The 23,674-nt window shown below is 66.4% G+C and carries 26 protein-coding genes and 1 tRNA gene; 13 read left to right on the forward strand and 14 right to left on the reverse strand.

Translation table 11 applies throughout. The annotated features are described in order from the left end of the window. The first annotated feature begins 98 nt into the window (after positions 1-98). Both CVN68_RS20240 and CVN68_RS20245 read left to right on the forward strand, forming a co-directional pair. The gene (locus CVN68_RS20240; RefSeq protein WP_100283787.1) at positions 99-1,805 is read left to right on the forward strand and encodes a type I secretion system permease/ATPase; all 1,707 of its coding nucleotides are present in this window, start codon (positions 99-101) and stop codon (positions 1,803-1,805) included. Next, entirely contained in the window at positions 1,802-3,166 is a 1,365-nt protein-coding gene (locus CVN68_RS20245; RefSeq protein WP_100283788.1) for an HlyD family type I secretion periplasmic adaptor subunit, read from the forward strand. Before CVN68_RS20240 ends, CVN68_RS20245 begins: the two co-directional genes overlap by 4 nt. Positions 3,167-3,172: 6 nt before the next feature. Here CVN68_RS20245 and CVN68_RS20250 read toward each other — a convergent pair whose 3' ends face one another. The 6 genes from CVN68_RS20250 to CVN68_RS20275 all read right to left on the reverse strand — a co-directional run bounded on the left by CVN68_RS20250 (position 3,173) and on the right by CVN68_RS20275 (position 6,111). Then, a complete protein-coding gene (locus CVN68_RS20250) occupies positions 3,173-3,766 on the reverse strand; it encodes an alpha/beta hydrolase (protein WP_158298992.1) in 594 nt (197 codons plus the stop codon). A gap of 97 nt (positions 3,767-3,863) precedes the next feature. Further along, a complete protein-coding gene (locus tag CVN68_RS20255) occupies positions 3,864-4,289 on the reverse strand; it encodes an OsmC family protein (protein ID WP_100283790.1) in 426 nt (141 codons plus the stop codon). Positions 4,290-4,347: 58 nt separating this feature from the next. Further along, complete coding sequence (locus tag CVN68_RS20260) at positions 4,348-4,761, reverse strand: glycine zipper 2TM domain-containing protein (RefSeq protein ID WP_100283791.1); 414 nt, start codon at positions 4,759-4,761, stop codon at positions 4,348-4,350. 75 nt (positions 4,762-4,836) lie between these two features. After that, positions 4,837-5,214 (reverse strand): hypothetical protein, encoded by a 378-nt coding sequence (locus CVN68_RS20265; protein WP_100283792.1) that lies wholly within the window; start codon positions 5,212-5,214, stop codon positions 4,837-4,839. A 52-nt stretch (positions 5,215-5,266) separates the two neighbouring features. Then, a complete protein-coding gene (locus CVN68_RS20270) occupies positions 5,267-5,611 on the reverse strand; it encodes a DUF3140 domain-containing protein (RefSeq protein ID WP_100283793.1) in 345 nt (114 codons plus the stop codon). 38 nt (positions 5,612-5,649) lie between these two features. Further along, complete coding sequence (locus CVN68_RS20275; protein ID WP_100283794.1) at positions 5,650-6,111, reverse strand: lysozyme; 462 nt, start codon at positions 6,109-6,111, stop codon at positions 5,650-5,652. Between the two features lie 114 nt (positions 6,112-6,225). On the opposite strand from CVN68_RS20275, the gene CVN68_RS20280 reads away from it, so the two are divergent. Further along, on the forward strand, positions 6,226-6,963 hold the full coding sequence (locus CVN68_RS20280; RefSeq protein ID WP_100283795.1) for a TlyA family RNA methyltransferase: 738 nt from the start codon (positions 6,226-6,228) through the stop codon (positions 6,961-6,963). Positions 6,964-7,010: 47 nt separating this feature from the next. Here CVN68_RS20280 and CVN68_RS20285 read toward each other — a convergent pair whose 3' ends face one another. Genes CVN68_RS20285 through CVN68_RS20295 form a run of 3 tightly spaced genes read right to left on the reverse strand, consistent with a single transcriptional unit; the run spans position 7,011 to position 8,357 of the window. Continuing rightward, complete coding sequence (locus CVN68_RS20285; RefSeq protein ID WP_158298993.1) at positions 7,011-7,484, reverse strand: GNAT family N-acetyltransferase; 474 nt, start codon at positions 7,482-7,484, stop codon at positions 7,011-7,013. Positions 7,485-7,501: 17 nt separating this feature from the next. Next, the gene (locus CVN68_RS20290) at positions 7,502-8,014 is read right to left on the reverse strand and encodes an SRPBCC family protein (protein WP_100283797.1); all 513 of its coding nucleotides are present in this window, start codon (positions 8,012-8,014) and stop codon (positions 7,502-7,504) included. Next, positions 7,998-8,357, reverse strand: a complete 360-nt coding sequence (locus tag CVN68_RS20295) for an ArsR/SmtB family transcription factor (RefSeq protein ID WP_100283798.1) — start codon at positions 8,355-8,357, stop codon at positions 7,998-8,000. Before CVN68_RS20295 ends, CVN68_RS20290 begins: the two co-directional genes overlap by 17 nt. Positions 8,358-8,512: 155 nt before the next feature. Between CVN68_RS20295 and CVN68_RS20300 the strand changes: the two genes are divergently transcribed. The 5 genes from CVN68_RS20300 to CVN68_RS20320 all read left to right on the forward strand — a co-directional run bounded on the left by CVN68_RS20300 (position 8,513) and on the right by CVN68_RS20320 (position 11,547). After that, complete coding sequence (locus CVN68_RS20300) at positions 8,513-9,070, forward strand: TspO/MBR family protein (RefSeq protein WP_100283799.1); 558 nt, start codon at positions 8,513-8,515, stop codon at positions 9,068-9,070. 21 nt (positions 9,071-9,091) lie between these two features. Continuing rightward, positions 9,092-9,370, forward strand: coding sequence for an accessory factor UbiK family protein (locus tag CVN68_RS20305; RefSeq protein ID WP_100283800.1), 279 nt, complete (start codon positions 9,092-9,094; stop codon positions 9,368-9,370). 121 nt (positions 9,371-9,491) lie between these two features. Beyond that, on the forward strand, positions 9,492-9,995 hold the full coding sequence (locus CVN68_RS20310) for a type III secretion system chaperone family protein (RefSeq protein WP_100283801.1): 504 nt from the start codon (positions 9,492-9,494) through the stop codon (positions 9,993-9,995). Next, a complete protein-coding gene (locus tag CVN68_RS20315; protein WP_407695520.1) occupies positions 9,992-10,780 on the forward strand; it encodes a pyrroline-5-carboxylate reductase family protein in 789 nt (262 codons plus the stop codon). Before CVN68_RS20310 ends, CVN68_RS20315 begins: the two co-directional genes overlap by 4 nt. A 152-nt stretch (positions 10,781-10,932) precedes the next feature. Next, the gene (locus CVN68_RS20320) at positions 10,933-11,547 is read left to right on the forward strand and encodes a hemerythrin domain-containing protein (RefSeq protein WP_100284571.1); all 615 of its coding nucleotides are present in this window, start codon (positions 10,933-10,935) and stop codon (positions 11,545-11,547) included. 36 nt (positions 11,548-11,583) lie between these two features. Here the strand turns inward: CVN68_RS20320 and CVN68_RS20325 are convergent, their stop codons facing one another. After that, the gene (locus CVN68_RS20325; protein ID WP_100284572.1) at positions 11,584-12,063 is read right to left on the reverse strand and encodes a MarR family transcriptional regulator; all 480 of its coding nucleotides are present in this window, start codon (positions 12,061-12,063) and stop codon (positions 11,584-11,586) included. A gap of 77 nt (positions 12,064-12,140) precedes the next feature. On the opposite strand from CVN68_RS20325, the gene CVN68_RS20330 reads away from it, so the two are divergent. From CVN68_RS20330 to CVN68_RS20340, 3 genes are all read left to right on the forward strand, one after another. Beyond that, positions 12,141-13,238, forward strand: coding sequence for a branched-chain amino acid aminotransferase (locus tag CVN68_RS20330; RefSeq protein ID WP_100283802.1), 1,098 nt, complete (start codon positions 12,141-12,143; stop codon positions 13,236-13,238). Positions 13,239-13,261: 23 nt separating this feature from the next. Beyond that, positions 13,262-13,336: transfer RNA gene (locus CVN68_RS20335), tRNA-Gln, on the forward strand. 128 nt (positions 13,337-13,464) lie between these two features. Then, the gene (locus CVN68_RS20340; RefSeq protein WP_233503454.1) at positions 13,465-14,838 is read left to right on the forward strand and encodes a POT-type proton-dependent oligopeptide transporter; all 1,374 of its coding nucleotides are present in this window, start codon (positions 13,465-13,467) and stop codon (positions 14,836-14,838) included. Here the strand turns inward: CVN68_RS20340 and CVN68_RS20345 are convergent. Beyond that, positions 14,796-15,569 (reverse strand): DeoR/GlpR family DNA-binding transcription regulator, encoded by a 774-nt coding sequence (locus CVN68_RS20345; protein ID WP_233503455.1) that lies wholly within the window; start codon positions 15,567-15,569, stop codon positions 14,796-14,798. The two genes, CVN68_RS20340 and CVN68_RS20345, sit on opposite strands and share 43 nt — an antisense overlap. 92 nt (positions 15,570-15,661) lie before the next feature. Next, on the reverse strand, positions 15,662-18,667 hold the full coding sequence (locus CVN68_RS20350; protein ID WP_233503456.1) for a TonB-dependent receptor: 3,006 nt from the start codon (positions 18,665-18,667) through the stop codon (positions 15,662-15,664). A 446-nt stretch (positions 18,668-19,113) separates the two neighbouring features. Between CVN68_RS20350 and CVN68_RS20355 the strand changes: the two genes are divergently transcribed. Next, complete coding sequence (locus CVN68_RS20355) at positions 19,114-21,090, forward strand: calcineurin-like phosphoesterase C-terminal domain-containing protein (RefSeq protein ID WP_233503457.1); 1,977 nt, start codon at positions 19,114-19,116, stop codon at positions 21,088-21,090. Between the two features lie 33 nt (positions 21,091-21,123). Here the strand turns inward: CVN68_RS20355 and CVN68_RS20360 are convergent, their stop codons facing one another. Next, positions 21,124-22,020 (reverse strand): alpha/beta hydrolase, encoded by an 897-nt coding sequence (locus CVN68_RS20360; protein WP_100283805.1) that lies wholly within the window; start codon positions 22,018-22,020, stop codon positions 21,124-21,126. 26 nt (positions 22,021-22,046) lie between these two features. Next, positions 22,047-23,102, reverse strand: coding sequence for an ornithine cyclodeaminase (locus CVN68_RS20365; RefSeq protein WP_100283806.1), 1,056 nt, complete (start codon positions 23,100-23,102; stop codon positions 22,047-22,049). 128 nt (positions 23,103-23,230) lie between these two features. On the opposite strand from CVN68_RS20365, the gene CVN68_RS20370 reads away from it, so the two are divergent. Further along, positions 23,231-23,656: an Lrp/AsnC family transcriptional regulator gene (locus CVN68_RS20370; RefSeq protein WP_100283807.1), complete on the forward strand. Its 426-nt coding sequence runs from the start codon at positions 23,231-23,233 to the stop codon at positions 23,654-23,656. Positions 23,657-23,674: the final 18 nt, after the last annotated feature.

Below are 23,674 nucleotides of genomic sequence, written 5' to 3' on the forward strand. Positions count from 1 at the left end.
GAAGATCAAGGCCAAAGTCGTGCCCCGTGACCTTTCCGGTCGCGGGGCATGGCTTGTCATGGACTCTATCGATGCGCGTTGAACGATCCTTGGGAGCGATGCGCGCGGCGCTGGCTTTGTGTCGGCGACACTTCGTCTCGGCCGCGTTTTTCAGTGCGTTGATCAATCTGCTCTACATCGTCCCGACCTTGTACATGCTGCAGGTCTATGATCGCGTCGTGCCGACGCAGGGTGTGCAGACGCTGGCCTTCCTGACGATGGTGCTGCTCTTCGCACTGGCGACTTTGTCGCTGCTCGATCGCATCCGCACCCGGCTGCTGGTGCGCGCCGGGGTCCAGCTCGACGCCACGCTCGCGCCGCTGATCCTCGACGCGACCCTGGGCCGGCCCGATCTCCCCATCGCGCGGCAGGCGCTCCGCGAGTTCGATACGATGCGCGGCACGCTGACCGGGCAGGGGGTCCTGGCGTTGTTCGATGCGCCGTGGGTGCCGATCTATATTCTGGTCTGCTTCCTCGTCCATCCTTGGATCGGGATGGTGGCGATTCTGGGCTGCGCGATCCTGCCGCTGATCGCCTGGGCCAACGAGCGCGCGACGCGCAGCCGGCTCGACCGCGCCCAGCTGATCGCCGGCACTTCCTATGCGAACCAGGATGCCTTGCTCGCGTCGAGCGACAGCATTCGCGCGCTCGGCATGCGCCGCGCGATGGTCGCGCGCCAATTGCGCCAGCGCGAGGCGATGCTCGCCGCGCAGACCGAGGCGAGCTTCGCGGCGGGCAGCTATCTCACCGCCACCAAATTCACCCGGCTGGCGCTGCAATCGCTCGCACTCGGGCTCGGCGCGCTGCTGGCGGTCGACAATCTGATCTCGGGCGGGGCGATCTTCGCCGCTTCGTTCCTGATCGCGCGCGCGCTGGCGCCGATCGAGCAATTGATCGGCACCTGGAAGACGATCGTCCAGGCGCAACAGAGCTATCAGAACCTCAATACATTGCTCGAAGGCACCATCGCCCAGCCCGAACCGACACGCCTGCCGCCGCCGCAGGGCGCAATCGTGCTCGAAGGCGTGACTGTGCTCAACGAGGCGCGCGACGGGGCGATCCTCAACGCCGTGTCGCTGCGCATCGAGCCCGGCGAAGTCGTCGCGATCGTCGGCCCCAGCGGCGCGGGCAAGTCTACGCTGGCGCGCACGATCGCCGGCGCGCTGCCGCCTGATCGCGGCACGATCCGGCTCGACGGCGCCGACACGCGCGATTGGGATCCGGAGCAGCTCGCCCGCCATATCGGCTATCTGCCGCAGGATTCGGCGCTGTTTGCCGGTTCGGTCGCCGAGAATATCGCGCGCTTCGCCGGCGAGCTCGGCGAGGACAGGGCGACCGTCGATGCGGCGGTGGTCGCTGCCGCAGGCAAGGTCGGCGCCGATCCGCTGATCCGCCGGCTGCCGAACGGCTATGACCATCAGCTCAAGCTCGGCGGCCGCGGCGTCTCGGCCGGGCAGGCGCAGCGCATCGCGCTCGCGCGCGCCATCTATGGCGACCCGCGCATCCTGATCCTCGACGAGCCCAATGCCCATCTCGACAGCGAAGGCGATGCTGCGCTGGTCGCGGCGCTGGCGGCGCTCAAGGCCGAGGGGCACACGATCCTGGTCGTCTCGCACAAGCTCGGCATCCTGCCGGTGGTCGACAAGATGCTGGTATTGCGCGACGGCCGAGCCGAGATTTACGGCCCGCGCGACGAGGTCATGGCCAAGATCGCCCCGCCCAATCTGCGGCAAGTGGCGCCGCCTGCGGCAAAGGCGAACGGATGACAGTGCCGATTCTCCTCTCCCCCGCCGCGCCTGCACTGACGGCGCCCGCGCCGGTCGGCGCCGATCCGCGCGGCGACATCCGCACCGGCGCGATCATCGCGGCCTTGTTCTTCGTCGTCTTTCTCGGCTGGGCGGCGTTCGCGCGGCTCGACGCGGCCGCTTATGCACAGGGTACTCTGGTCGTGTCGGGCCAGCGTCAGTCGGTCCAGCACCGAGACGGCGGGGTGGTCGGCCGCATCTATGTCCATGAAGGGCAACGCGTCGAGCGCGGGCAGTTGCTGGTCCAGCTTGCCGCCGCCGAAGTGCAGGCGCAGGAGCGCGCGCTCGCCTCGCAGGCGATCCGGCTGCTCGCCCAGCGTGCGCGGCTCGAGGCCGAGCAGCTCGGGCGGACCCGGATCGTCCAGCCGCGCGAATTCGCGTTACTGCCGCCCGAGGATCGCGCCGAGGCCGCGCTTGCGATGCGGCTCCAGCAGACCGAGCTGCAGGCGCGCACTTCGGTGCTGGCGGCGCAACGCGGCGCGCTCGGCCAGCGGGTCGCCCAGTCGGGCGAGCAGGGCAAGGGCTATGGCGAGCAAGTGGTCTCTTCCGCCGAGCAGCTCCGCCTGATCGAGGAACAGATCGCCGCGCTTCGGCCGGTTGCCGAAAAGGGCTTCGTCTCGGAAACCCGGATGCGCGAGCTCGAGCGCGCACGCGCCCAGCTGATCGGCCAGCGCGGCCAGTATAGCGCCAGCGTCGCCCAAACCCGCGGCGCGGCGCGCGAGACCGAGATTCAAGTGCTCGAGGCCGAGCGCACTTTCCGCGAGCGCAGCGCCGCCGATCTGCGCGACGTCGAGACGCGGCTCGGCGACGTGCTGCCGCGCTGGACCGCGGCGCGCGATCAGCTCGAGCGCACTGCGATCCGCGCGCCTGCCACCGGCGCGGTGGTCGGGATGTCGGTGTTCACTCCGGGCGGCGTGGTCGCGCCGGGGCAGAAGCTGATGGACGTGATCCCTGAGCGCACGCCGCTGCTGATCCAGGCGCGGATCGCCCCCGAGGATGCCGACGACCTCACGGTCGGGCAGCGCACCCTCGTCAAATTCTCGGGGCTCCACGAGCGCACCCTGCCCAATCTCGAAGGCAAGCTCACCCGGCTGTCGGCCGACAGCTTCGTCGACGAGAAAAGCGGGCTGAGCTATTTCACCGGCGAGGTCACCGTGCCGCGCGATCAGCTCCGTCTGATCGCCGACGTCCGCGGCGGCGGCTTCGCGTTAAGGGCGGGGATGCCGGTGCAGGTGCTGATCCCGCTGCGCAAGCGTACGGCGCTCGATTACGCGCTCGAGCCGCTTCTCGGCAGCTTCTGGTCGTCGTTCCGCGAGCATTGAGCCCGCTCAGCGGATCGGGCGGACCCGCCCGATCAATGCCCGTCCGGTGCGCACTTCGCGTGCCACCACGCCGGCGGTGAACCGGGCGATGATCCCGCGGGTGCGCCGCAGCGGGCCATCCACATCGCTGCGCGATCCGGCGATCATCCCGCTGCCCCAGCCATCGGCGAGCGCCTGCACCCGCGCGGCGAGCGCCGTGCGCCGATCATCGCGCCCGAGCACGATCGAGGGGAAAGGGAGGCGCGTGCGCGGCGAGGCGAACGTATCCATCAGCGACTCGACATTCTCCTCCTCGTCCGCGATCGGATCGAAGAACAAGGCGCCGGCGACGCGCGAAACATAGGAAGCCGGCGACAGCCGCGCCCACCAGGCAGTGGCGAAGCAGCCGGCGCCTTCGGCGACCAGCAGCACTGCGCCTTCGGCGCGGGTGACTGCCGAATCGAGACGCGCGCCGAGCAGGTTGCGCTCGGAGAGCGTGTCGGCGCGATAGGGGACATGCGCCTGCGCCGGGGCGGCGAACAGGTCGCGCCACGGCGCGGTGGCAGCCGCCGAGATTTCGACGAGCGAGAGATTCGCAGGGAGGGTCAGCGCAGTCGCCATCGCGTACTCCATCAGCTAACGAATCACGATACACCGCCGCCGAACCCCTCGCCAGCGGATTCCCATCCGACTGGTGGAGATTCGGCGCGTATCGCGCTCAGGCCAGCGTATGGCTGAGGGTGATCTCGGCGTTGAGCAGCTTCGAGACCGGGCAATTGGCCTTGGCCCCCGCTGCGAGCTCGTCGAACTGCTGGGGCGAGATGCCGGGGACTTCGGCGTTGAGCGTCAGGTCCGAATGGGTGATCGCGAAGCCGTCACCTTGCTGCTCGAGTTTGACTGCGGCCGTCGTCTCGAGGCTGCCTTCGCTGAACCCGGCCTTCGCCAGCGCGAAGCTCAGCGCCATCGTGAAGCAGCCGGCATGCGCCGCCGCGATCAGCTCCTCGGGGTTGGTGCCCTTCTCGTCGCCGAAACGGGTGTTGAAGCTGTACGGCGTCGCGTCGAGCACGCCCGACGGGCTGTCGAGCCGACCCTTGCCGTCCTTGCCGAAGCCCTCGTAGCGGGCAGTCGCGGTACGTGTGGTCATGTCGGATCCCCCCAGGGTAGTGGAACGCGGCGACAGCATGCCGCCGCGTTCCGGTTAGTCAACGGCAGCGCACGTCCTTGTTCGAGCCGCGATCGACGGCCGCGCCCGCCGCAGCACCGGCGGCAGCACCGAGCACGGTGCCCAAGGTCTCCGATCCGCCCGGCGCGATGATATTGCCGAGGATCCCGCCGGCGACGCCGCCGACGATCAGCCCGGTCGTCCCGTCCGACCGGCGGCAATAATAGCGCCCGTCCTGCCCGCGATAGACGCGCTCGTCGCGCGACACGCGGCGCTCGCGATAGCGGCGGTCGTCGCGGTAATAGCGGTCGGCATGATAGCCGCCGTACGACGGATCGGGACGGTTCCAGTCATAACTGCGATAGCCGTCATAGCTCGATGAAGGCCCGTAACCGGTGTCGGCGCAACTCGCGAGCGTGCCCGCAGCCAGCAATCCCAAGAGGATGGCGCGCATATCTACTCTCCCGTGCATATATTCTGATAGCGAGGGAATGCTTGGGCACCGGGAAAGTTGCGCCGGGTCAAAGCGTCAGGACGGCGCCGCGTCGAGCCGCTCGTTCTCGCGCGCTTCGCCTTTCACCAATGTTGGTGCCGAAGCGCCTGCCAGCGCGGGGCGGAACGCATCGCGCTCGCCTGCGGGGATCGGCGCGGTGGGGTCGGGTCGGAAGGCATCGATCGCGCGGTCGTTCGGGCCGGGATGCGCGTCGCCCATCAGGTCGGTCGGCACATGCCCGGCGCTGCCCCTCGCGGTCTTGCTCCGCTTGAGCAATGCGAAGGCGGCGGCCGCGAACGCGCCCGCGATCGCGCCGATCGAAAGCGTGCCGAGCGCCAGCGATTTGCCGCGGGATTTCGCGGCGGGCTTGCGCTGCCGGTTGGTGGTCTTCGTCTTGCCTGTGTCGTTTGCCATCGCGGTTTCCCTTTGGTTCGCGGCTTCAACGGGTTTGGCGGATGCGTGTTCCTCAATCCTTCAGCGGATCATGCCCCCAGTTCATCAGCGAATAGCGCCAGCGCGACCCCGGGATCCGGTGCTCCTGATGCGGCCCCTGCGCGAGATGGCGCCGCACGAAGCCGGCCACCTTGCGCATATGGGCATAGTCGCCGCCGTCGAGTTCTTCGGGGGGCGTGCGCAGGATATGCACGATCTGTCGGCCCGAGGCGTGACCGATGCTCTCGCCGCCGTCGCGCTTGAACCCCACCGCCTGGCTCTCGTCGGTCTCGAGCCATTTCTCGATCTCGCCGGCGCTCATGTTCACTACGTCGTGGAAGCGCGCCCGAATCTGCGCAGGATCGTCCTGTCTCGCCATGGGGCGCTCAAGCGCCGCGGCGCGCGAAACGTTCCGTTTCAACTACCGTACAGCGCGGCCTCGGCGGCGCGCCGCGTGGTCAACCCCGGCAGCACTTTCCCCGCCGCCTTGTTCCACCGCCCGAACTGCTGCTGCGCGTCGGCGAAATCGCCGGCCTTGTGCAGCCTGAGCAGCGTGCTGCTCGACAAATTGCCGACCCCGACATTGTAGGCGAAGCTGACCAGCGCATCGAACTGGTGCTGGCTGGTCTGCGCGCCGTCCAGCAATGCCGACACCCTGGCGGCGAAGCTGGTGATATCTGCGGCCAGTCGATCGTCGCATTGCTGCTGGGTCCAGATCACCCCCGGCTTGATGTCCGCCCCGGTTGTGCCCCAGCCGATCGTCCACGGATCGCCGCCGGTGCCCGGATCGGGATAGGCAGTGAAGTTGCCGTCGATCTGTTTCTTCGCGCAACCTTCGAATCGCTGGACGAGCGCGAAGCATGCCGGACCTGGTGTCATGGAAAGTCTTCCCCCGAAGTTGAGCAGGACTTGTGCATCACCTGACCTTTGCTGGCCATCGTCTTTATGCCCGGAACTGTTGCAGCGCGGGTGAAGGCGCGACTAAAGCGGCCCATGGCCAAGCAACGCGCCGATCAGATGCTCGTCGACCGCGGGCTGGCCGAGAGCCGCACCCGCGCGCAGGCGCTGATCATGGCGGGGCTCGTCTTCGCCGGCGATCGCAAGGTCGACAAGCCGGGCCAGCAATTGCCCGACGACGCCGCTCTCGACGTGCGCGGCCGCGATCATCCCTGGGTGTCGCGCGGCGGGATCAAGCTGGCGCACGCGCTCGACCATTTCGGTTGGGACGTCACCGACGCAGTCGCGATCGACGTCGGCTCCTCGACCGGCGGCTTCACCGACGTATTGCTCAGCCGCGGCGCGGCGCGCGTCTATGCGGTCGACAGCGGCACCAACCAGCTCGCCTGGAAGCTGCGCCAGGACCCGCGGGTGATCGTCCACGAACAGACCAGTGCGCGCATTCTCACCGAAGCGCACATCCCCGAGCCGGTCGACCTGATCGTCTGCGACGCCAGCTTCATCGGGCTCGCCAAGGTGCTCGAAACACCGTTCCGCTTCGCCAGACCGAATGCCCGGCTGGCGGCGCTGATCAAGCCGCAATTCGAGGCGGGGCGGGGCGAAGTCGGGAAGGGCGGGGTGGTGCGCGACCCGGAAGTCCATGACCGCGTCTGCCGCGAAGTCGCCGGGTGGGTCGCGGCGCAGGGCTGGCACGTGCGCGGCATCACGCAGAGCCCGATCACCGGGCCGGAGGGCAATGTCGAATTCCTGATCGGCGCGGAGCAGGGCGACTGATCGGCCAGGTGGGGGCATTCGTCATCAGGTAGGCTTCGACCCGGGAGCTACAGGAATAGAACCATTGGGAGATCGGCTTCATAGGTCCCATCGGATAGCCGGAATCGCCGTTCGAACCGACCTTCCCGGCGGAAGCCGACACGTTCGTAGAGGCGGATCGCGTGCGTGAGGCCTTCCCTGACGACCAGTTCCACGCGCTCGACCCTCGGCGTCAGAGCCGCGGCGTTCGCAAGCAATTCCGCAAGCAGCCTGTAGCCGATGCCGCGGCCCTGGGATTCGGGGTCGACCGCGACCGTCAAATCCCAAAGCACGTGCTGGAACTGGACGGAGGGCATGCGGCTGGTCTTTATCATCCCTGCCAAATGCGAGCCCTCCCACGCGCCGATTGCGAGGCCGCCCATCAGCGCGCCTGCCAGCGCCTCTTCCATCCATGGGAGGTCCATCTCGTCGGGCAGCCGGCCAAGACCGCCCTCCGCTCGACGCATCAACGCGAGCGCCGCCGGCGCGTCGGCGAGGCGCAATGGCCGAAGGTCGGCGCTCACTGTCCTCCCACGCTGGCGCCCAGGCTGCCGAGAAGCGCGTCCAACTGCTCGAATTGCTCGGGCATTCCGCCCTCCATTCCGACAAGGGCCTCGTCGAGCGCTTCCTTCGAGGGATAGAGTTCGTGGAAGGTCAGCAGCGTCTTGCTACCCTTTTCCTCGAAGGTCACCGTGGTCAGGGCGCCGTCCTCACCTTCATCATTGGTCCAGACGAGCCGCGCGCCCGGCGTCACTTCGATGTACCTGCCGAAGAATGCAAAGGCGTTCGAGGCATCCTGTCCGAACTCGAGACGGTATTTGCCTCCGGCACGAACATCCATCTCGCAGGAAAGCAGAGGCACGCCCATCGACTTGGGTGCCCACCACCGCATGAACAGCTCTGGCCTGGTCCAGGCCTCGAACACGATGCGCGCCGGGGCATCAAAGGTTCGCGTAACGACCAGCTCGCGGTCGGACTCCCGTTTCACCATCGTGCCGTTCTGAATGGTGGGTTCACTACCTATCTGGCCCATCGCGCTTCTCCCTCAGTTTCAATTCTTCGACCACTTTGTCCAACGCATCGAAGCGTGCGTCCCAGAGCTGGCGGTGGGTCTCGATCCATGCCGCCTCCGCCTCCAGCCCGCGAAGGCCGAGCTTGCAGGCCCGCACCCGGCCGACCTTCTCCGTCGTGACGAGTCCGGCCCGCTCGAGGACGCCGACATGTTTCTTCATGCCCGTAAGGGTCATGTGGAACTTCTCGGCAAGATCCGTGATCGACGCCTCCGCACGTCCGAGCTGCTCCAGAACGCCGCGTCGGGTGGCGTCCGAGAGCGCAGCGAACGAGGCATCGAGACGGGCGCTTGCACACTGAACCATATGGTTCAGTGTTTAGCCTGCCAATTGGCGATACGCAAGTGCCCCCACGGACGCGATTCGGCGGCGCAGATATCTTTGCGACTGCGCAGGCTTTGGATTAGGGGATCGTTCCGGGGACGATGCGTGTTTCAGCGCATCGACAGGGGAGAACCGGGTTGAGAGAGATCGCGTCCAAAGGTCAGTTGCGCCTCGCATATTTCCGCTGGGCAGTGGTGACGGTCCCGCTCATGCTGCTGCTCGGCTTCGCTTCGGGCAAGCTCGCCCCCAGCGGCGACGAGAATCCGTGGTTCGTCCAGCTGGTGAAGCCCGAGATCATGCCGCCCGGCTGGGCGTTCGGGGTGGCGTGGACGATCCTCTATGCGATGATGGGGCTCGCGCTGGCGCTGGTGATCAACGCGCGCGGATCGCGCGGGCGCGGGCTCGCGCTGCTCGTCTTCATCGTCCAGCTCGCGATCAATCTCGCCTGGACGCCGGTGTTCTTCGGGCTGCACAAGGTCGATACCGCGCTGCTGATGATCGGCGCCTTGCTCGTGCTGGTGCTGCTCACGATCCTGCTGTTCTGGCGCGTACGCCGCGTCGCCGGGCTGCTGCTGGTGCCCTATCTCGGCTGGCTGGGCTTCGCTTTCGTGCTGCTTTATCAGATCGATGCGCTCAATCCGAACGCCGAAAGCCTTGTACCTTCGCGCACGGTTGACCAGATAGAGATTCGCTGAAGTTCGTTTAGGAAGCTCGAGATGCAGACCGACAACCGCCTGTTCGACGATTTCGTCAAGTTCATGAACGGCGCGGCGGGCACCGTCGCCGGCATGGCGCGCGAGGCCGAGGGCGCCACGCGTGAGCGCGCCCGCGAATGGATCGGCGGGCTCGATTTCGTGGCGCGCGACGAGTTCGAAGCAGTCAAGGCGATGGCCGTGGCGGCGCGCGACGAGAATGATGCGCTCAAGGCGCGTCTCGCCGCGCTCGAAGCGCAGCTTGCAGCCAAGCCTGCCAGGGCACCGAAGGCAGCTTCTTGAGCGCACCGGTTAACGACCGCTTGTCCACAGCTTTTCGACAGGGTTGCGCACCGCGTGCTTGTGCCCGCGGAACACGATTGGCAGGATTCTGTTCAGCCAATCCGGGCGCGTGGAGTTAGGAATGTTGGACGAGGCCGAATTCGACCGCGACGACGCCGCGCCGATCGACATGCTCGAGAATTACTTCGCGGCGCATGGCTGGACCTATGAGCGCGAGGACGACGAGATCGTCGCCAAGTTCAAGGGCAGCTGGACCGAATATGAGCTGCGCGCGATCTGGCGCGAGGACGACGGCGTGCTCCAGTTCCTCGGCTTTCCGGACATCCGCGTCGCCGACGATCGCCGTGCCGCGGTCTACGAGACGATCGGGCTGGTCAACGAGCAATTGTGGATCGGCCATTTCGAATTGTGGTCGGCGAGCGGGATCCTGCTCTTCCGCCATGCCGCGCTGATCGACAGTGCGGGCGACAAGACGCTGACGCTCGATCAGGCCGAATTGCTGGTCGAAAGCGCGATCGACGAGTGCGAGCGCTTCTACCCGGTATTCCAGTTCGTGCTCTGGGGCGGCAAGACCCCGCAGGATGCGCTTGCCTCCGCGCTGATCGAGACGCAGGGCGAGGCGTGAGCACCGCCGGGCCGCTGCGGCTCTGGCTGCTGGGCTGCGGCAATATGGCGGGGGCGATGCTCCGCCAGTGGATTGCCAGCGGCGTGGTCACCCCCGAGAACGTCTTCGTCGTCAATCGTCACGATCGCGCGCTTCCCGCCGGCGTCCGGCAGGGCAGGGCGTTCCCCGACGGGCCGACGCCCGATTTCATCCAGCTGGGCATGAAGCCCCAGCAAATCGATGACGTCGTTTCCCTGGTTCCGGAAGGCGAGATACCCCTCATCTCGATCCTCGCCGGCGCAGAGGTCGCGACCCTCCGGGAGCGTTTCCCCGGCCACCCGATCGTTCGCGCCATGCCCAATCTCCCGGTCGCGCTCGGCAAGGGCGTCATCGGGCTTCACGGCGACCGCGTTCCCGGCGTCGACGCGCTGATGGCGCCGCTCGGGCTCGTCGAATGGATCGCGGACGAGGGCCTGTTCGAAGCCGTCACCACGCTTTCGGGTTGCGGCCCTGCTTTCGTCTATCGCTTCATCGACGCGTTGGCCGAAGCGGGTACGGCGCTGGGGCTCGACCCTGATCAGGCGCAGCGGCTTGCAGTCGCAACCGTGGAAGGCTCCGGCCTGCTCGCCGCCGAGGCCGATGTCGCGCCCGGAATCCTCGCCGATCGCGTCGCCAGCCCCGGCGGCTCGACCCGGCAGGGTCTCAACGTGCTCGACCGCGACGATGCGCTCAAATCGCTGATCCGCGAAACGCTTGCCGCCTCGCAGCGCCGCAACGCCGAGATGGCCGCCGAGGCACGGCGCTAACTTCCCGCCCTCCCGGCGAACGCCGGGATCTCGTGCCACTGCCATTCGCTTGCCCCCTGAGATCCCGGCTTTCGCCGGGAGGACGATCCCGCACGGAACGCCGGCCTTCCCGATTTGTTGTATTCCCGACTCATCCATCAATGGAGGCGGCAATGGCGACCACCACGGCGACACGCGACAACAAGGGACGCTTCAAGGGCTCGTCGAAGGGCGGCGAAGGCAAGTCGAGCAATTTCGGAATGGTCGCGGGCGCAGTTGCCGGCGGCGCCGCGCTCGGCATCCTCGCGATGTTCGGCCGCAAGGCAGCAGTGCAGGCGCCGACCGCGCTTGCCGGCAATTGGGACGAAGCGCTCGTCGTAGAGCATCAGGCGACGCTCAAGGTGTTCGACGCGATCGAGGCGACCGACGAGAACAATACCATCAAGCGCTCGATGCTGCTTTCGCACCTCAAGCATGCGTTGCTCAAACATGCCGTCGAGGAAGAGAATGTGATCTATCCGGCGCTGCGCGAGATCGGCCAGCGCGATGCCGCCGATGCGCTCACCAAGGAGCACGGCTATGTGAAGCAGTATCTCTACGAGCTGGAGAATACGCCCAACGCCTCGCCGGCCTGGATCGCCAAGGTCCGCGAATTCCGCGCGGACATCGAAAAGCACATGCAGGAAGAGGAAATGCAGCTCTTCCCGATGCTGCGCAGCCAGCTTTCCGAAGAGAAGAACAAGGCGCTGACGCTGACGATGAACAAGGAAGGCTTCAAGGTCGCGTAAATCCATGTGCTCCTGCGAAAGCAGGAGCACTGAAGGCTACCGCCCCGAAACGCTGTTCCGCTCGCTCTCGGGCATCAACCCTTCGAGCACTGCCCAGAACCCGCCGACCGCGCCTTGGCCCGCGCTCGAATACGCGGTCGACATCTTCTCGCGCAGCGCCTCGAACAGCTCCGCCTCGAGCGCCGCGCCCGCAGGGGTGAGCCGCAACAGCCGCTGCCGTCGGTCGCGCTCGCCCGTTCGCGTCTCGACCATTCCGCGCTCGGCGAGTTCGCCCAATACCCGCCCGAGCGATTGCTTGGTGATCCCCAGGATCGCCAGCAACGCGCTCACCGTCAGATCGGGCTCGCGGGCGATGAAATAGAGCGCCCGGTGATGCGCGCGGCCCAATCCCTGCCTCGCCAGCCCCGCGTCGATCGAGCGGGTGAGATTGGCATAGCCGAAATAGAGCAGCTCGATGCCGCGGCGGATCTCGGGCTCGCGCAGGAAAAGAGGCGAGGCAGGAATTGGGGCAGCCATGTTGACCATTCTAGCCCCGCCGCCTAGTCCTCCGCAAGCCGATCCGGTCTATCGTCGGCGAGTCACGGGAAGGTGCAATGGCAGACGCGACGATCCTGGATTTCGAATACGAGGCGCATACCAGCCCGGTGGCCGGGGCTGACCGTGCCGCGCTCCTCGCCAATCCCGGATTTGGCAAGATCTTCACCGATCACATGGCGGTGATCCGCTACTCGGCAGACAAGGGCTGGCACGACGCCCGCATCGAGCCGCGTCGCCCGATCCAGCTCGATCCGGCCTGCGCAGTGCTCCATTACGCGCAGGAGATTTTCGAAGGGCTCAAGGCGTATCGCATGCCCGATGGCGGCGCGACCCTGTTCCGCGCCGACGCCAATGCCCGCCGCTTCGCCGAATCGGCGCGCCGGATGGCGATGCCCGAGCTGCCCGAGCAATTGTTCCTTTCGTCGATCCGCGAACTGGTCAGCACCGATCGCGACTGGATCCCCGAGGGCGACGGCGCCTCGCTCTATTTGCGCCCCTTCATGTTCGCGAGCGAGACCTTCCTCGGCGTGCGGCCGGCACAGGAATATCTCTATCTGGTGATCGCCTCGCCGGCGGGCGCCTATTTCAAGGGCGGCGCGCCTTCGGTGACTTTGTGGGTCTCCGAGCATTACACCCGCGCCGCGCCGGGCGGCACCGGCGCCGCCAAATGCGGCGGCAATTATGCCGCGAGCCTCGTCGCGCAGGCCGAAGCGATCGGCCATGAATGCGATCAGGTCGTCTTCCTCGATGCGGCGGAGAACCGCTATGTCGAGGAACTGGGCGGAATGAATGTGTTCTTCGTTTTCGACGACGGCTCGATCCAGACTCCGCCGCTGACCGGCACGATCCTTCCGGGCATCACCCGCGAGTCGCTGCTGACTCTCGCTCGCGATACTGGCATCACGGTGCGCGAGGAGCGTTACAGCCTCGACGAATGGAAGGCCGATGCGGCCAGCGGGCGCCTGCGCGAAGCCTTTGCCTGCGGCACTGCCGCGGTGGTCACGCCGATCGGGCGGGTGCAGGGGCGCGGCTTCGACTTCACCATCGGCAATGGCGGTCCGGGCCTGCTGACCGAGCAGCTGCGCCAGCAGCTGGTGTCGATTCAGCGCGGAACCGCGCCCGATCCGCACGGCTGGGTTGAACGGCTCTTCTAAGGCCGTATAAGCCCGCTTCCCGTTGGGGCGTCGCCAAGTGGTAAGGCAGCGGCTTTTGATGCCGCCATTCGCAGGTTCGAATCCTGCCGCCCCAGCCAGGAATTGTGAATCCTGCCTATTCAATAGTTTCGGCGCCCTCACGGCAATTGCCAGCACGCTTGGGCCAGCCTGTCATCAGCGTGTTAAGAATCGTCGCGACTAGTCGGCTCGAAAGGGCCGGCGTGACATGGACGATGCGAAAATCACGCCGATGCGCGCGAGCGGCTTGCCGCGGCCGTTCTTTTCGCTGGCGGCGACCGAGTTTTCGCTGCGTTTCTCGCTGGCTGGGGTCAAATCGATCCTCACGCTGGTTCTCATCGATCACGTGCTGGCAGATGGATTGCCCGGTTCGGTCGGCGCCGACGGGTTGCAGCGGATGCTGGAGAGCCTGTTCGGCCCGCTCTCCGCTGCGGGTCTCGCTTCGCAGATCTACGGCATCACCACCGCTTTGCTGTACCTCTCCGTCCCGGTCGGCGGGTTTCTGGGCGATCGCCTGACACGCCGCAGCGGCTCGATCTATCTGGGCGGGCTGTGCATCCTGGCCGGGCTGGCTCTGATGACCGGGCGATTGCTGTTCCTGCCCGGTCTGGCGCTGTTTGCGGTCGGCACCGGCATCGTGAAGGGCAATCTTTCGGTGGTGGTCGGTGCCTTGTTCGCCGATGGCGCGGCACGGCGGCGCGGCTATGCGATCTATCTCGGGTTCCTGAACGGGGGGATCGCGATCGGACCGCTGGTCTGCGGGGCGCTGTTGCTGGCCGGCGGCTGGGGCTATGCCTGCGGCGCAGCGGCGACGGCGGTGGGACTCGGCCTGCTGAGCTGGCACCTTGCGGGGCGGCATCTGGCGAGGCTCGAGGCAGCGCCGGCCCGCGACCCGCGCCCGGCCGGCGACGACACTGCACGCGGCGACTGGCCATTGCTGCTCACTGCGCTCCTCGCGATCTATCTGTGCTTTGCCGCTTATGAGCAGGTCGGCAACCTGTTCCTCGTCTGGGCGCGCGCCCGGGTGACGCTGGAAGTCGCCGGCTGGCCGCTCCCGGTATCGTGGCTGCTCGCACTGGACGGAGTGTTCACGATCCTGCTGATCCCGGTCGTGCAATTCGGCCTGCGCCGGCTCGCCCGCTTCCGGTTCGCCACCGGGCCGATCTGGGAGATCGCGCTGGGCTGCGTGGCGTGCGCGTGCGGGAATGGGGTGCTGGCTGTGGCCGAAGCCACCAGCGGCGGCGCGCCGCTGCCGCTCGCCGCGGCGCTGGGCTACCTCATCTGCATCGACCTGGCGATCGTGCTCGTCTGGCCGGCGGGGCTTAGCCTGGTCACCGGATCGGCACCGGCGCGTGCCGTCGGCTTCTGGGTCGGCATGTTCTATCTGCACGGCTTCTTCGCCAGCCTGTGGGTGGGGCCGATCGGCGCGTGGTATGGGCGGATCCCGGCGGCGCAATTCTGGCTGCTCCACGCCGCGGTCGCGCTGGCCGGCGCCGTGCTTCTGCTTCCGCTCGGGCTGGCGCGCGCCCGGCGCCGCAGTCAGGCGACGACCACCTCGGCATGCGCGAACGCCTGCGCATAGTCCGCGGTCAGCGGTGCTTCGGTGACGAGGATGTCGACTTCTTCGAGCGCGGCGGTGCGCATCAGGCCGTGGCGGCCGAACTTCGAGGAATCGGCACCCAGCAGCACTTTTTCCGACGTCTCATAGGCAATCCGGCTCATCGCCGCTTCGCCCGGATGGAAGTCCATCAGCCCCTGCTCGAGATGGATCGCGCCGACCGACAGGATCGCCAGATGCGGGGTGAACCCCGCGACATAGCGCTGCGCGTCGTGATCCGAGAAAGCGAGATAGCCATAGTCCATCTGCCCCGCGGCGAGGAACAGCCGGTTGTCGTTGATGCTGCCGAGCTCGGAGGCGACCTGGAGCGAATTGGTGATCACCGTGAGGCCGCGACGCTCGACCAATTGGCGGGCGATGAAGCACGAGGTCGTGCCCGAATCGATGAACAGGATCGCGCCATCGGAGACGAAGTCCGCCGCCGCACGCGCGATCCGCAATTTGGCATCGGCATTCTGTTCCATCCGCTGGGCCAGCGGGCCTTCGAACGCCGAGGCGGCGAGCCGCGCGCCGCCATGTTCGCGGATGATCGCGCCCTGCTCCTCGAGCGCGCGCAGCTCGCGGCGAATGGTCTCGTCCGAGACGTCGAGTTCGGCGGCGAGGCCGGTGACCGACAGTGCCGCCCCGCCGCGCAGCCGCGCGACGATCTCGCGCTGTCGTTGCGTTCGCTTCTGAATGGTCTGTCCCCTCCTCAAGGACGTGGTCGCAACCGTGCCGCCCGTGGGCGGGCCGGTCAATCAGGCGGAATCGCATTCGACACGCGATCCCGCCCGATCATTCTCGGCGGCTAGAAGCCGAGGCGGAACTGCAGCCGCACATAGCGGGGCGACTGATAGGCCACCGGGGTGCGATAGAGCGGATTGGGCGAGTCATCGCTCAACTGGCCGGCCTGGTTGTACGCGGTCACCGATTTCAGGTTGAACAGGTTGAACACGTCGAAACGCAGCGACCCTTCGAGCCCCGCCGGCATCGGCAGGCGCGCGACGGCGCTCGCATCGATCTGATAGAGCCAGTCACCGTCGAACGCGGTGCCGCGCGGAACCAGCTTGCCGTTACAATAATAGCTGTAGCCGTGATAGCCGTGCGCCGTCGGATCGACGTCGCGCGGAACCGTGCCGATGCAGCTGTTATGCTGCGGCGACTGGATCAGCAAATTGCTGCCGAGATCGAGGAATGCGAACGGACGATAGCTGCCGAACGCCTTGAGTGTGTGGCGGCGATCGTTGGGCAGATAGCCATAGGAACCGTTGGTGAAGCCGGGCGAGTCGAAGTCGGCCGAGCGATTGACCGCCAGCTGGCCGTTCTCCGAGCGGACGCCGCCTTCGTAATTCCCCTTGTCCATCGCCCAGGTGTAGGAGCCCGAAAGCCCCCACACGCCATCGAACTTGCGATCGAAGGTGAAGGTCAGCGAGTTGTAGTTGCGCTGGGGCCTGGGATAACCGAGATCCTCGGCGCGCAGCGTCACCACCGGCGTGGTGCCGTCGGGCAGCGGCGGGATCTTCACCACCACGTCGCGGCCCGGATTGGCGATCGGCCAGGTGCCGGAGCCCCCATAAGCGGCGTTGCACGCTGCCTGGGTGAAACCGGCGCCGACGCAATAGGCGCGCAGGCCGAAGCCGGTCGAGATGTCCTCGATCGCATTCTGGAGCGTGCGGTGCGTGAAATAGGCGCCGACCCGGATGCTGTCGCTGAACTGATGCTCGCCCCCGAGGATGAACTCGTTGACCGACTGGGGCTTGAGGTTGTGCGCGATCGCGCCCGAATAATCGGCGGGCGTGCCGTCGGCCGAGACTTCGCAATTGACCAATTTGGTGTCCGGGCAGGCGCGGAAGTTCGACGGGCCGAGGATCGGCGCGCCGGCGATCGGGGTGTTGTCGGCCGCGTTCAGCCCGTTGAGCACATTGTAGCGGGTATAGGTGACGAGGCCGCCGGCGATGTTGAGGTTGATGTCACCCGCCATCGGCAGCGCATATTTGCCGAAGAAGCCATAGGCCTTGGTGCGGCCGTCGCCGAACACATCGAACGAGGCGCCGATGCGCGGCGCCCATTGGTTGCCCGATTCGTAATAGGTCTTGCCGTCGACGCCCTGGTTGCTGAACCGGTCGTTGCGCAGACCGAGCTGGACCTTGACCCGATCGTTGAACAGCGACCAGTCGTCCTCGATATAATAGGCTTCGTTCTTTACCGTGGTCTCGCCGTTGTTGCGGTAGACGCGGGTCGTGTAATAATCGGTGCCGACCGGGATGCCTAGCCGTGTCGCGGTTTCGGCATTGGCGGTGAAGATCTTGAAGAAGCCGTCGCCCATCGTCTGATGGATCTGGCTCGATTCGTTGGTCTCATGGTCATAGCCGACGCGCAGATGGTGGCCGCCGAACAGCTGGAAGGTGAAGTCGAGATCGGCGCGGTAGAAGTCGCGCTTGTCGTCGGTCTGGCCATACGCGTCGCTGACCCGGTTGAGGCCGATATCGGTGCCCGCGGGATTGGTGCGATAGTCGAGCACCTTCTCGTTGGTGGTGTCGAGCGGGAGCGAGCCGTCGCGCAGCTTGTTGACGCCGTACGCCGCCGAGACGGTGAGCCAGGGGGCCAGGGTGCCGGTATAACGGCCGACATAGTTGATGCCGCCGGCGCGCTGGTTGGTGCCGCCGACCACCTCGCCGCGATCGCCGCCGGCGCGATCATAGTTCATGCTGCGGGTGCGGGTGTCGTTGGTGCTGTCGAAATAAGTGAATTCGACATGGTGATCGTCGGTGATGTAGCCGTCGACCTTGATCCCCCAGAACGGGCTGCGGTTCTTGACCTCGGTGGCATTGTCCTGATCGGCATCGGGCGTGAACGACGTGAAGTCGCGGAAATTGTAGAGGCCGTAGACGAACAGCCGGTCCTTGATGATCGGCCCGCTCGCCTGGAGGACGAGTTCGCGGCGAGTGGAGGTCGCGTCCGCATTGTCGAGCTCGATGGTGCCCGGCGAGGAGGAGCGCAGGCCGTCGGGCTCCCAGGTGGCGAGCATGCTGGCGTGATATTCGTTGGTGCCCGATTTGGTCACTGCGTTGATCACGCCGCCGGTGGCCCGACCGAATTCGGCCGCGAAGCCGCCGGTCTTCACTTCGATCGTCTTGTAGAAATCATAGGGCACTTCGACCGGAGTCAGCCCCATGCGGAAATTGGTGATGTTGAGGCCGTTCACGAAATAGGCGTTTTCGGTGAACGACGAGCCGCTGATCGCGACCTGATTGGCGAAGGCGCCGTTCGAGGCCGAGGAGCCGCGCACCACGCCCGGCGACAGCAACACCACATCCTGCAGCGAGCGCGCGACGGGGACGCGCTTGTCGATCTCGGCAAGGTCGATCACCGCGCCGGTGGTGGTGTCGTTGAAATCGGTGGTGCGCACGCGCGAGCCGCGGACGACGATGTCGTTCTCGGCGACCGCGAGCGGGGCGAGGCGGAAGCTGTTGGCGCTGCCATTGGTGCGTGTCAGCTGGACGCCGCGTTCCTCATAGGAAGCGTAGTCGGCGGCGGTGATCTTGAAGTCATAGGCACCGGGCGTGAGCTGGGAGAAGCTGTAGGCGCCCGTCTCGTTGGTCTGGACGGTGTGCCCGACTCCGCGATCCGAGGACGTGATCGTCACCGTGGCATTGGCGATCGGCGCACCGTCTTCCGCGGTGACCCGGCCGGATGCGATGATGTTGGTATAGTCCTGCGCACGCGCGGCGGGCGCGCTCAGCGCCATCACTGGAATCGCTGCGCCCAGCAACAGCGCGGCGCGCAACGGCGCGGTTCGCGAAAAGCTCTTCACGATAGGTTCCCCCATGGATTTGAATTCGGTTCGTCGGGATAGGGTCGCCGTCCGCCAGGCGGCTTCGTCGGCCCGATGCCGCCACTAGGGGTGCCTTGTGGATGTTTTGTGACAAATGCACATCAAAGCATCATTTATCCCAAATTTGTACCGGAAGCGGGCAGGCGTTCTTCAGAGCTCTTCGCAATATGCGAGGGACCTCATGCAGTGCTGGGTGGCCTAGTCGCCACAAACGTGACGCAGATACGTCAAAATAAGCTATTGATAATCATTAGCACCACTATCCTCCATGCCAGCATCATTCTGGGCGAGGCTTTCGACGCAAAGATATTGTGAGAATAATGTTGAGTTCTGTGGGTGCCGGGGGTAGGGGCGCCGCGGCGCGAGGGCGCCGAGCCGGAGGAACCATGATGACGAGAGCGCGCTTGCCGCAAATGTTGGCCGGAATGGCGTCGGGTGCGCTTTTCCTTGCCTCCGCCGCCGACGCACAAGATGCCGGGCCCGCCGACCCACCCTATTTCGCGTCGATCGAGGTGGTGCCGGGTAGCGCGGCGCGTGCCGACAGGGTGCGCGGTATCGTGTTCGACGACGCCAATCGCAACGGCGTGCTCAACGCAGGCGAGCGCGGCCTCCCCGGCGTCAAGGTCTCCAACGGTCGCGAAGTCGTGAAGACCGGCGCGGACGGCGGCTACGCGCTGCCGGTGCGCAGCGACATGTCGGTGTTCGTGATCCAGCCGAGCGGCTGGCGGGTGCCGACCGACAAGCGATTCGTCCCGCAATTCGCCTATGAACACAAGCCTGCGGGCTCGCCCAAGGCACTGCGCTTCGGCGGCCTGCCGCCAACCGGCCCGCTGCCCAAGGCGATCAACTTCCCGCTCGCACCCAGCGCGGTGAAGGACGACTTCAATTGCGCGGTGCTGGGCGACGTCCAGGTCTATTCGGGCGACGAGATCGGCTATGCGCGCGACACGATCGTGCGTGAACTCAAGGACCGTCGCGGCGCGAAACCGGCATGCGTCTTCGCGCTCGGCGACCTGGTCGGCGACGATCTCGGGCTGATCCCGCGGCTTGCCGAAGTGCTCGGCGCGGCGGCGGTGCCGCAATGGTGGGTGCAGGGCAACCACGACTATGATTCGGATGCCGATCGCGATGCCGACGCGTCGGACAGCTGGCGGCATCTCTATGGTCCCGCCACTTATGCCTTCGAAGTGGGGCAGGTGCTGTTCATCGCGCTCGATAATGTCGTCTATCCGTGCGGCAAGGACGACAATCGCGAGGGCACGCGCCCGTTCTGCGTCGAATATCCGCAGAAGAGCTATAGCGGCCGCTTCACCGACGATCAGATGGCCTTCATCGCCAATCTGGTGAAGGCGACCGACCCGGCCAGGCTGATCGTGCTCGGCCATCACATTCCCTTGGTCGGCTTCGACAATGCAAAGGAGTGGGCGCACCAGACCGACAATGCGCCCGAGCTTTATGCGCTGCTGAAGGGGCGCCGCGCGCTCGATCTGTCGGGCCATAGCCACACGCTGGAAAATCTGGCGCCGGGCGAATCCTATGGCGGCTGGAAGGCCGCGGTCGGGGTCGACACGATCCCGTTCCGCCATCTGGTGGCCGGCGCGGTGGCGGGCAGCTGGTGGGGCGGCGACTATGACGTCGCCGGTATTCCGATGAGCCTGCAGGGGGACGGATCGCCGCGCGGCTATGTCGACATGCAAGTACGCGGCGTGGACTATACGCTCGATTACCGCGCCACCGGCCACCTCGAGGACAAGGGCATGTGGCTATCGGTGAGCACGCCCGATTTCCGCAGCTGGGCAAAGACGCTGCTGGCGTGGCGCGAGGCCGATCGCGAGAAGCGCGGCAGCGTGCCCCCGCTGAGTGTCCAGGATCTTCCCGACGAGAAGCTGCTGACCCCCGTCGACCTGGCCGGGGGCAGCTGGATCACTGCCAATGTCTGGATGGGCGACAGCGCGACCGACGTGCGGGTCTCGATCGACGGCGCTGCGCCGGTGGCGATGACCCACACCCAGCAAGCGCGCGGCGAGGACAGCCGCAGCGGCCCCGATTTTGCCGACCCGTTCGCGCTCGAGCGCCAGCTGACCGTCGCGCGTACCGCGATCCAGAGCGAGTCCGGCGTGGTCGAGAACCAGGGCTATATCCAGGGGCGCCAGACGCGCTTCCCGCCGGCGCCTCCGCAGCCCCAGGGATCGGTGGCGGATCACAATTCGCATCTGTGGACGCTGCGGCTGGCCGAGGGCATCGCGCCGGGAGTGCACAACGCCACCGTCACCGCGACGCGTCCGCAAGGCGGCACGGTGCGCGAGACCCTGGTGTTCGAAGTGCGCCCCGAACGGCCGGCGCGGACCTTCCGCTGGGACAAGTGGAACGCGTTCAAGGATGGGCCGCGAATCGCCGAATGACGGAAGCGACCCGCGCCCGCGGACTTGTTGTCGTCAGGGCCAGGTGAAGGCGAAGCGGAGCGTCGAGGTGATCGAGCGGCTCGGCACGGTGATGTGCGTCTCGCCTGCGAACATCTCGAACTCGCTGCGCAGGCCATAGGCCGAGAGCGGCTCCAGCCGTTTGGCCAAAGCTGCGGCGTCGGTGTGCTCGACTGCGGTTTCGTCGAGTTCGCCGGTGACCAGCCGAAGCCTGCCGACGGGACCTTGCAACTTTCCCTGGGCAAGTTTCGCGGCGAAGGCGCGCTCCTCGGCAAGGATGGCCTGATCGTTCCAGAATATCGACGGGCTCGCGGCGACGATCGCATGGAAGGCGCCGGGATGGTTGTAGAGCATGTACAAAGCGAACAGCCCGCCAAAGGAGTGGCCGAACAACGCCTGGCGATGCGGATGGATCGAATAGCGCCGGGCGAGCTCGGGACGCAGCCGATCGAGCAGGAAGGCGGCGAACTGCGCGCGGCCGCCAGCCTTGTATTTGGTCAGATATAGCTGGGCGGGCGGGACCGGTTGGCGGAAATCCTCGACGAAGTCGTAGATCCGCCGGACGTCATAGGCCGCTTCGGTCTTGTAGCCCACGCCGACGATGATCGTCTTGCCGAGGTCCGCCTTCATATAGCCGAGGATTCGCCGGGTCTCGGCGAAGCCGGCGAACATCGCATTGCCGTCCAGCACATAGAGCACCGGATAGCCCTCGGGCGGCGGCGGGTCCTTCGGCCGCGAGACGAAGATCTGATAGGGATAGCCGTCGTCGGACTTGAGTTCCCACGTCTCGCTCTCGGGGAGCACATAGCCGGCGGCGGGCGCTGCCTGCGCCCATGCCGAGGGCACAGACAGCGGTGTGCCCAGGGTCAATATGGCCGCGGCCAGCAAGCGGCGTGATGCAAGACCAGTCATCGTGCTCCCCTTCGATCGTTACGGAATCATGCCGACACCGCCACCAGCGACGGCTGGGCGGTGGGTCGATAGCGCTGCAGCAGCCCGAACAGGTCGACCGGATCGTCGGGCTGGGCGATGAGGTCGATCTCGGCGATATTCGCGTCGTCGGCGGTGAGCGCGTCGAGGTAGCGCAGCGCGGAGAAGTCCTCGAGCGCGAAGCCGACCGAGTCGAACAAGGTGACCTGCGCCGCGCTGGTGCGTCCGGGCTCGAGCCCCGCGAGCACGCGCCACACCTCGGTCACCGGAAAGTCGGCGGGCATCTGCTGCAGCTCGCCTTCAATCCGGGTCTGCTCCTCCAGCTCGACGAAGACGCTCGCGCGCAGCAGGATCTCGCGCTGCAGCTCGGTCTTGCCCGGGCAGTCGCCGCCGATCGCGTTGATGTGGATCCCGGCGCCGACCATGTTACCCGACAGGATCGTGGCATTGCGCTTGTCGGCGGTGGCGGTGGTGATGATGTCGGCGGACATCACGGCTTCCTGTGCGCTGTCGAACGCTTCGACGGCGAAACCCTGCGCGGTCATGTTGCGGACGAATTTGGCGGTCGAGGCGGGGTCGATGTCATAGACCTGGAGCCGATCGATCCCGAGCAGCGCGCGGAAGGCGAGGGCCTGGAAATCCGACTGGGCGCCGAGACCGATCATCGCCATCACCCGGCTGTCCGGGCGGGCGAGGCGGCTGGCGACCAGCGCCGAGGTGGCGGCGGTGCGCAAGGCAGTGAGCAAGGTCATCTCCGCCACCAGCCGCGGATAGCCCGTATCCATGTCGGCGAGCACGCCGAACGCCGCGACGGTGAGCAGCCCCGCGCGGGCATTGCCGGGATGGCCGTTGACGTATTTGAACGCGAAGCGATCAGCATCGCTGATCGGCATCAGCTCGACCACGCCGAGATCGGAATGGCTGGCGTGGCGCGGCACCTTGTGAAACTCCGCCCAGCGCCGGAAATCCTGCTCGATATAGCCGGCGAGGCCGATCAGGAACGGCTCGATGCCGATCGCGTGGACGATAGTGGCTAGGCTCTCGACGCCGATGAACCTTGTCATGTGCTGCTCCCTGTGACGGTGAATTGACGGGACACTAGGCGGAGCAGAGTTGCCGGTAGAATGCGCATGATGTGCAAATTCTGGCAGTCAAATTTGACAATTTGTGATGTCTGGTTGAGCATATTGTCATGCAGCATCTCGACGAGCTCGATCGACGGATCATCGCGGTTCTCCGCGGCGACGGGCGTGCGCCGGTCGCCAAGATCGCCAGCATGCTGCAGGTGTCGCGCGCGACCGTGCAGGCGCGGCTCGACCGGCTGCTCGATACCGGCATGATCCTGGGGTTCACGGTGCGCGTGCAGGAGCCCGGCGGCGCGGAATCGCTGCGCGCGGTGATGATGATCGAAGTCGCCGGCCGCTCCACGTCAGCGATCATCCGCCGCCTGCGCAGCTTTCCCGAGATCCGCGCGCTCCACACCACCAATGGCGGTTGGGACCTGGTCGCCGAGATCGTCGCCGAGGGGCTTCAAGGGTTCGACCGCGTTCTGCGCGAGATCCGCGCGATCGAGGGAATCCTCAACAGCGAGACCAGCATCCTGCTGAGCAGCGCCTGACGCCGCCGTCACGCCGCT

This window comes from Sphingomonas psychrotolerans, from assembly GCF_002796605.1.
GTDB lineage: Bacteria > Pseudomonadota > Alphaproteobacteria > Sphingomonadales > Sphingomonadaceae > Sphingomonas > Sphingomonas psychrotolerans.

Bases quoted from the DNA above. Each gene is read 5' to 3' on its own strand.
- CVN68_RS20280 (WP_100283795.1), top strand. From the start codon at position 6,226: ATGGCCAAGCAACGCGCCGATCAGATGCTCGTCGACCGCGGGCTGGCC.
- CVN68_RS20310 (WP_100283801.1), top strand. From the start codon at position 9,492: ATGTTGGACGAGGCCGAATTCGACCGCGACGACGCCGCGCCGATCGAC.
- CVN68_RS20325 (WP_100284572.1), bottom strand. From the start codon at position 12,063: ATGGCTGCCCCAATTCCTGCCTCGCCTCTTTTCCTGCGCGAGCCCGAG.
- CVN68_RS20295 (WP_100283798.1), bottom strand. From the start codon at position 8,357: ATGGTTCAGTGTGCAAGCGCCCGTCTCGATGCCTCGTTCGCTGCGCTC.
- CVN68_RS20365 (WP_100283806.1), bottom strand. From the start codon at position 23,102: ATGACAAGGTTCATCGGCGTCGAGAGCCTAGCCACTATCGTCCACGCG.
- CVN68_RS20320 (WP_100284571.1), top strand. From the start codon at position 10,933: ATGGCGACCACCACGGCGACACGCGACAACAAGGGACGCTTCAAGGGC.
- CVN68_RS20360 (WP_100283805.1), bottom strand. From the start codon at position 22,020: ATGACTGGTCTTGCATCACGCCGCTTGCTGGCCGCGGCCATATTGACC.
- CVN68_RS20340 (WP_233503454.1), top strand. From the start codon at position 13,465: ATGGACGATGCGAAAATCACGCCGATGCGCGCGAGCGGCTTGCCGCGG.
- CVN68_RS20270 (WP_100283793.1), bottom strand. From the start codon at position 5,611: ATGGCGAGACAGGACGATCCTGCGCAGATTCGGGCGCGCTTCCACGAC.
- CVN68_RS20275 (WP_100283794.1), bottom strand. From the start codon at position 6,111: ATGACACCAGGTCCGGCATGCTTCGCGCTCGTCCAGCGATTCGAAGGT.
- CVN68_RS20240 (WP_100283787.1), top strand. From the start codon at position 99: ATGCGCGCGGCGCTGGCTTTGTGTCGGCGACACTTCGTCTCGGCCGCG.
- CVN68_RS20330 (WP_100283802.1), top strand. From the start codon at position 12,141: ATGGCAGACGCGACGATCCTGGATTTCGAATACGAGGCGCATACCAGC.
- CVN68_RS20290 (WP_100283797.1), bottom strand. From the start codon at position 8,014: ATGGGCCAGATAGGTAGTGAACCCACCATTCAGAACGGCACGATGGTG.
- CVN68_RS20260 (WP_100283791.1), bottom strand. From the start codon at position 4,761: ATGCGCGCCATCCTCTTGGGATTGCTGGCTGCGGGCACGCTCGCGAGT.
- CVN68_RS20245 (WP_100283788.1), top strand. From the start codon at position 1,802: ATGACAGTGCCGATTCTCCTCTCCCCCGCCGCGCCTGCACTGACGGCG.
- CVN68_RS20250 (WP_158298992.1), bottom strand. From the start codon at position 3,766: ATGGCGACTGCGCTGACCCTCCCTGCGAATCTCTCGCTCGTCGAAATC.
- CVN68_RS20255 (WP_100283790.1), bottom strand. From the start codon at position 4,289: ATGACCACACGTACCGCGACTGCCCGCTACGAGGGCTTCGGCAAGGAC.
- CVN68_RS20355 (WP_233503457.1), top strand. From the start codon at position 19,114: ATGGCGTCGGGTGCGCTTTTCCTTGCCTCCGCCGCCGACGCACAAGAT.
- CVN68_RS20265 (WP_100283792.1), bottom strand. From the start codon at position 5,214: ATGGCAAACGACACAGGCAAGACGAAGACCACCAACCGGCAGCGCAAG.
- CVN68_RS20370 (WP_100283807.1), top strand. From the start codon at position 23,231: ATGCAGCATCTCGACGAGCTCGATCGACGGATCATCGCGGTTCTCCGC.
- CVN68_RS20305 (WP_100283800.1), top strand. From the start codon at position 9,092: ATGCAGACCGACAACCGCCTGTTCGACGATTTCGTCAAGTTCATGAAC.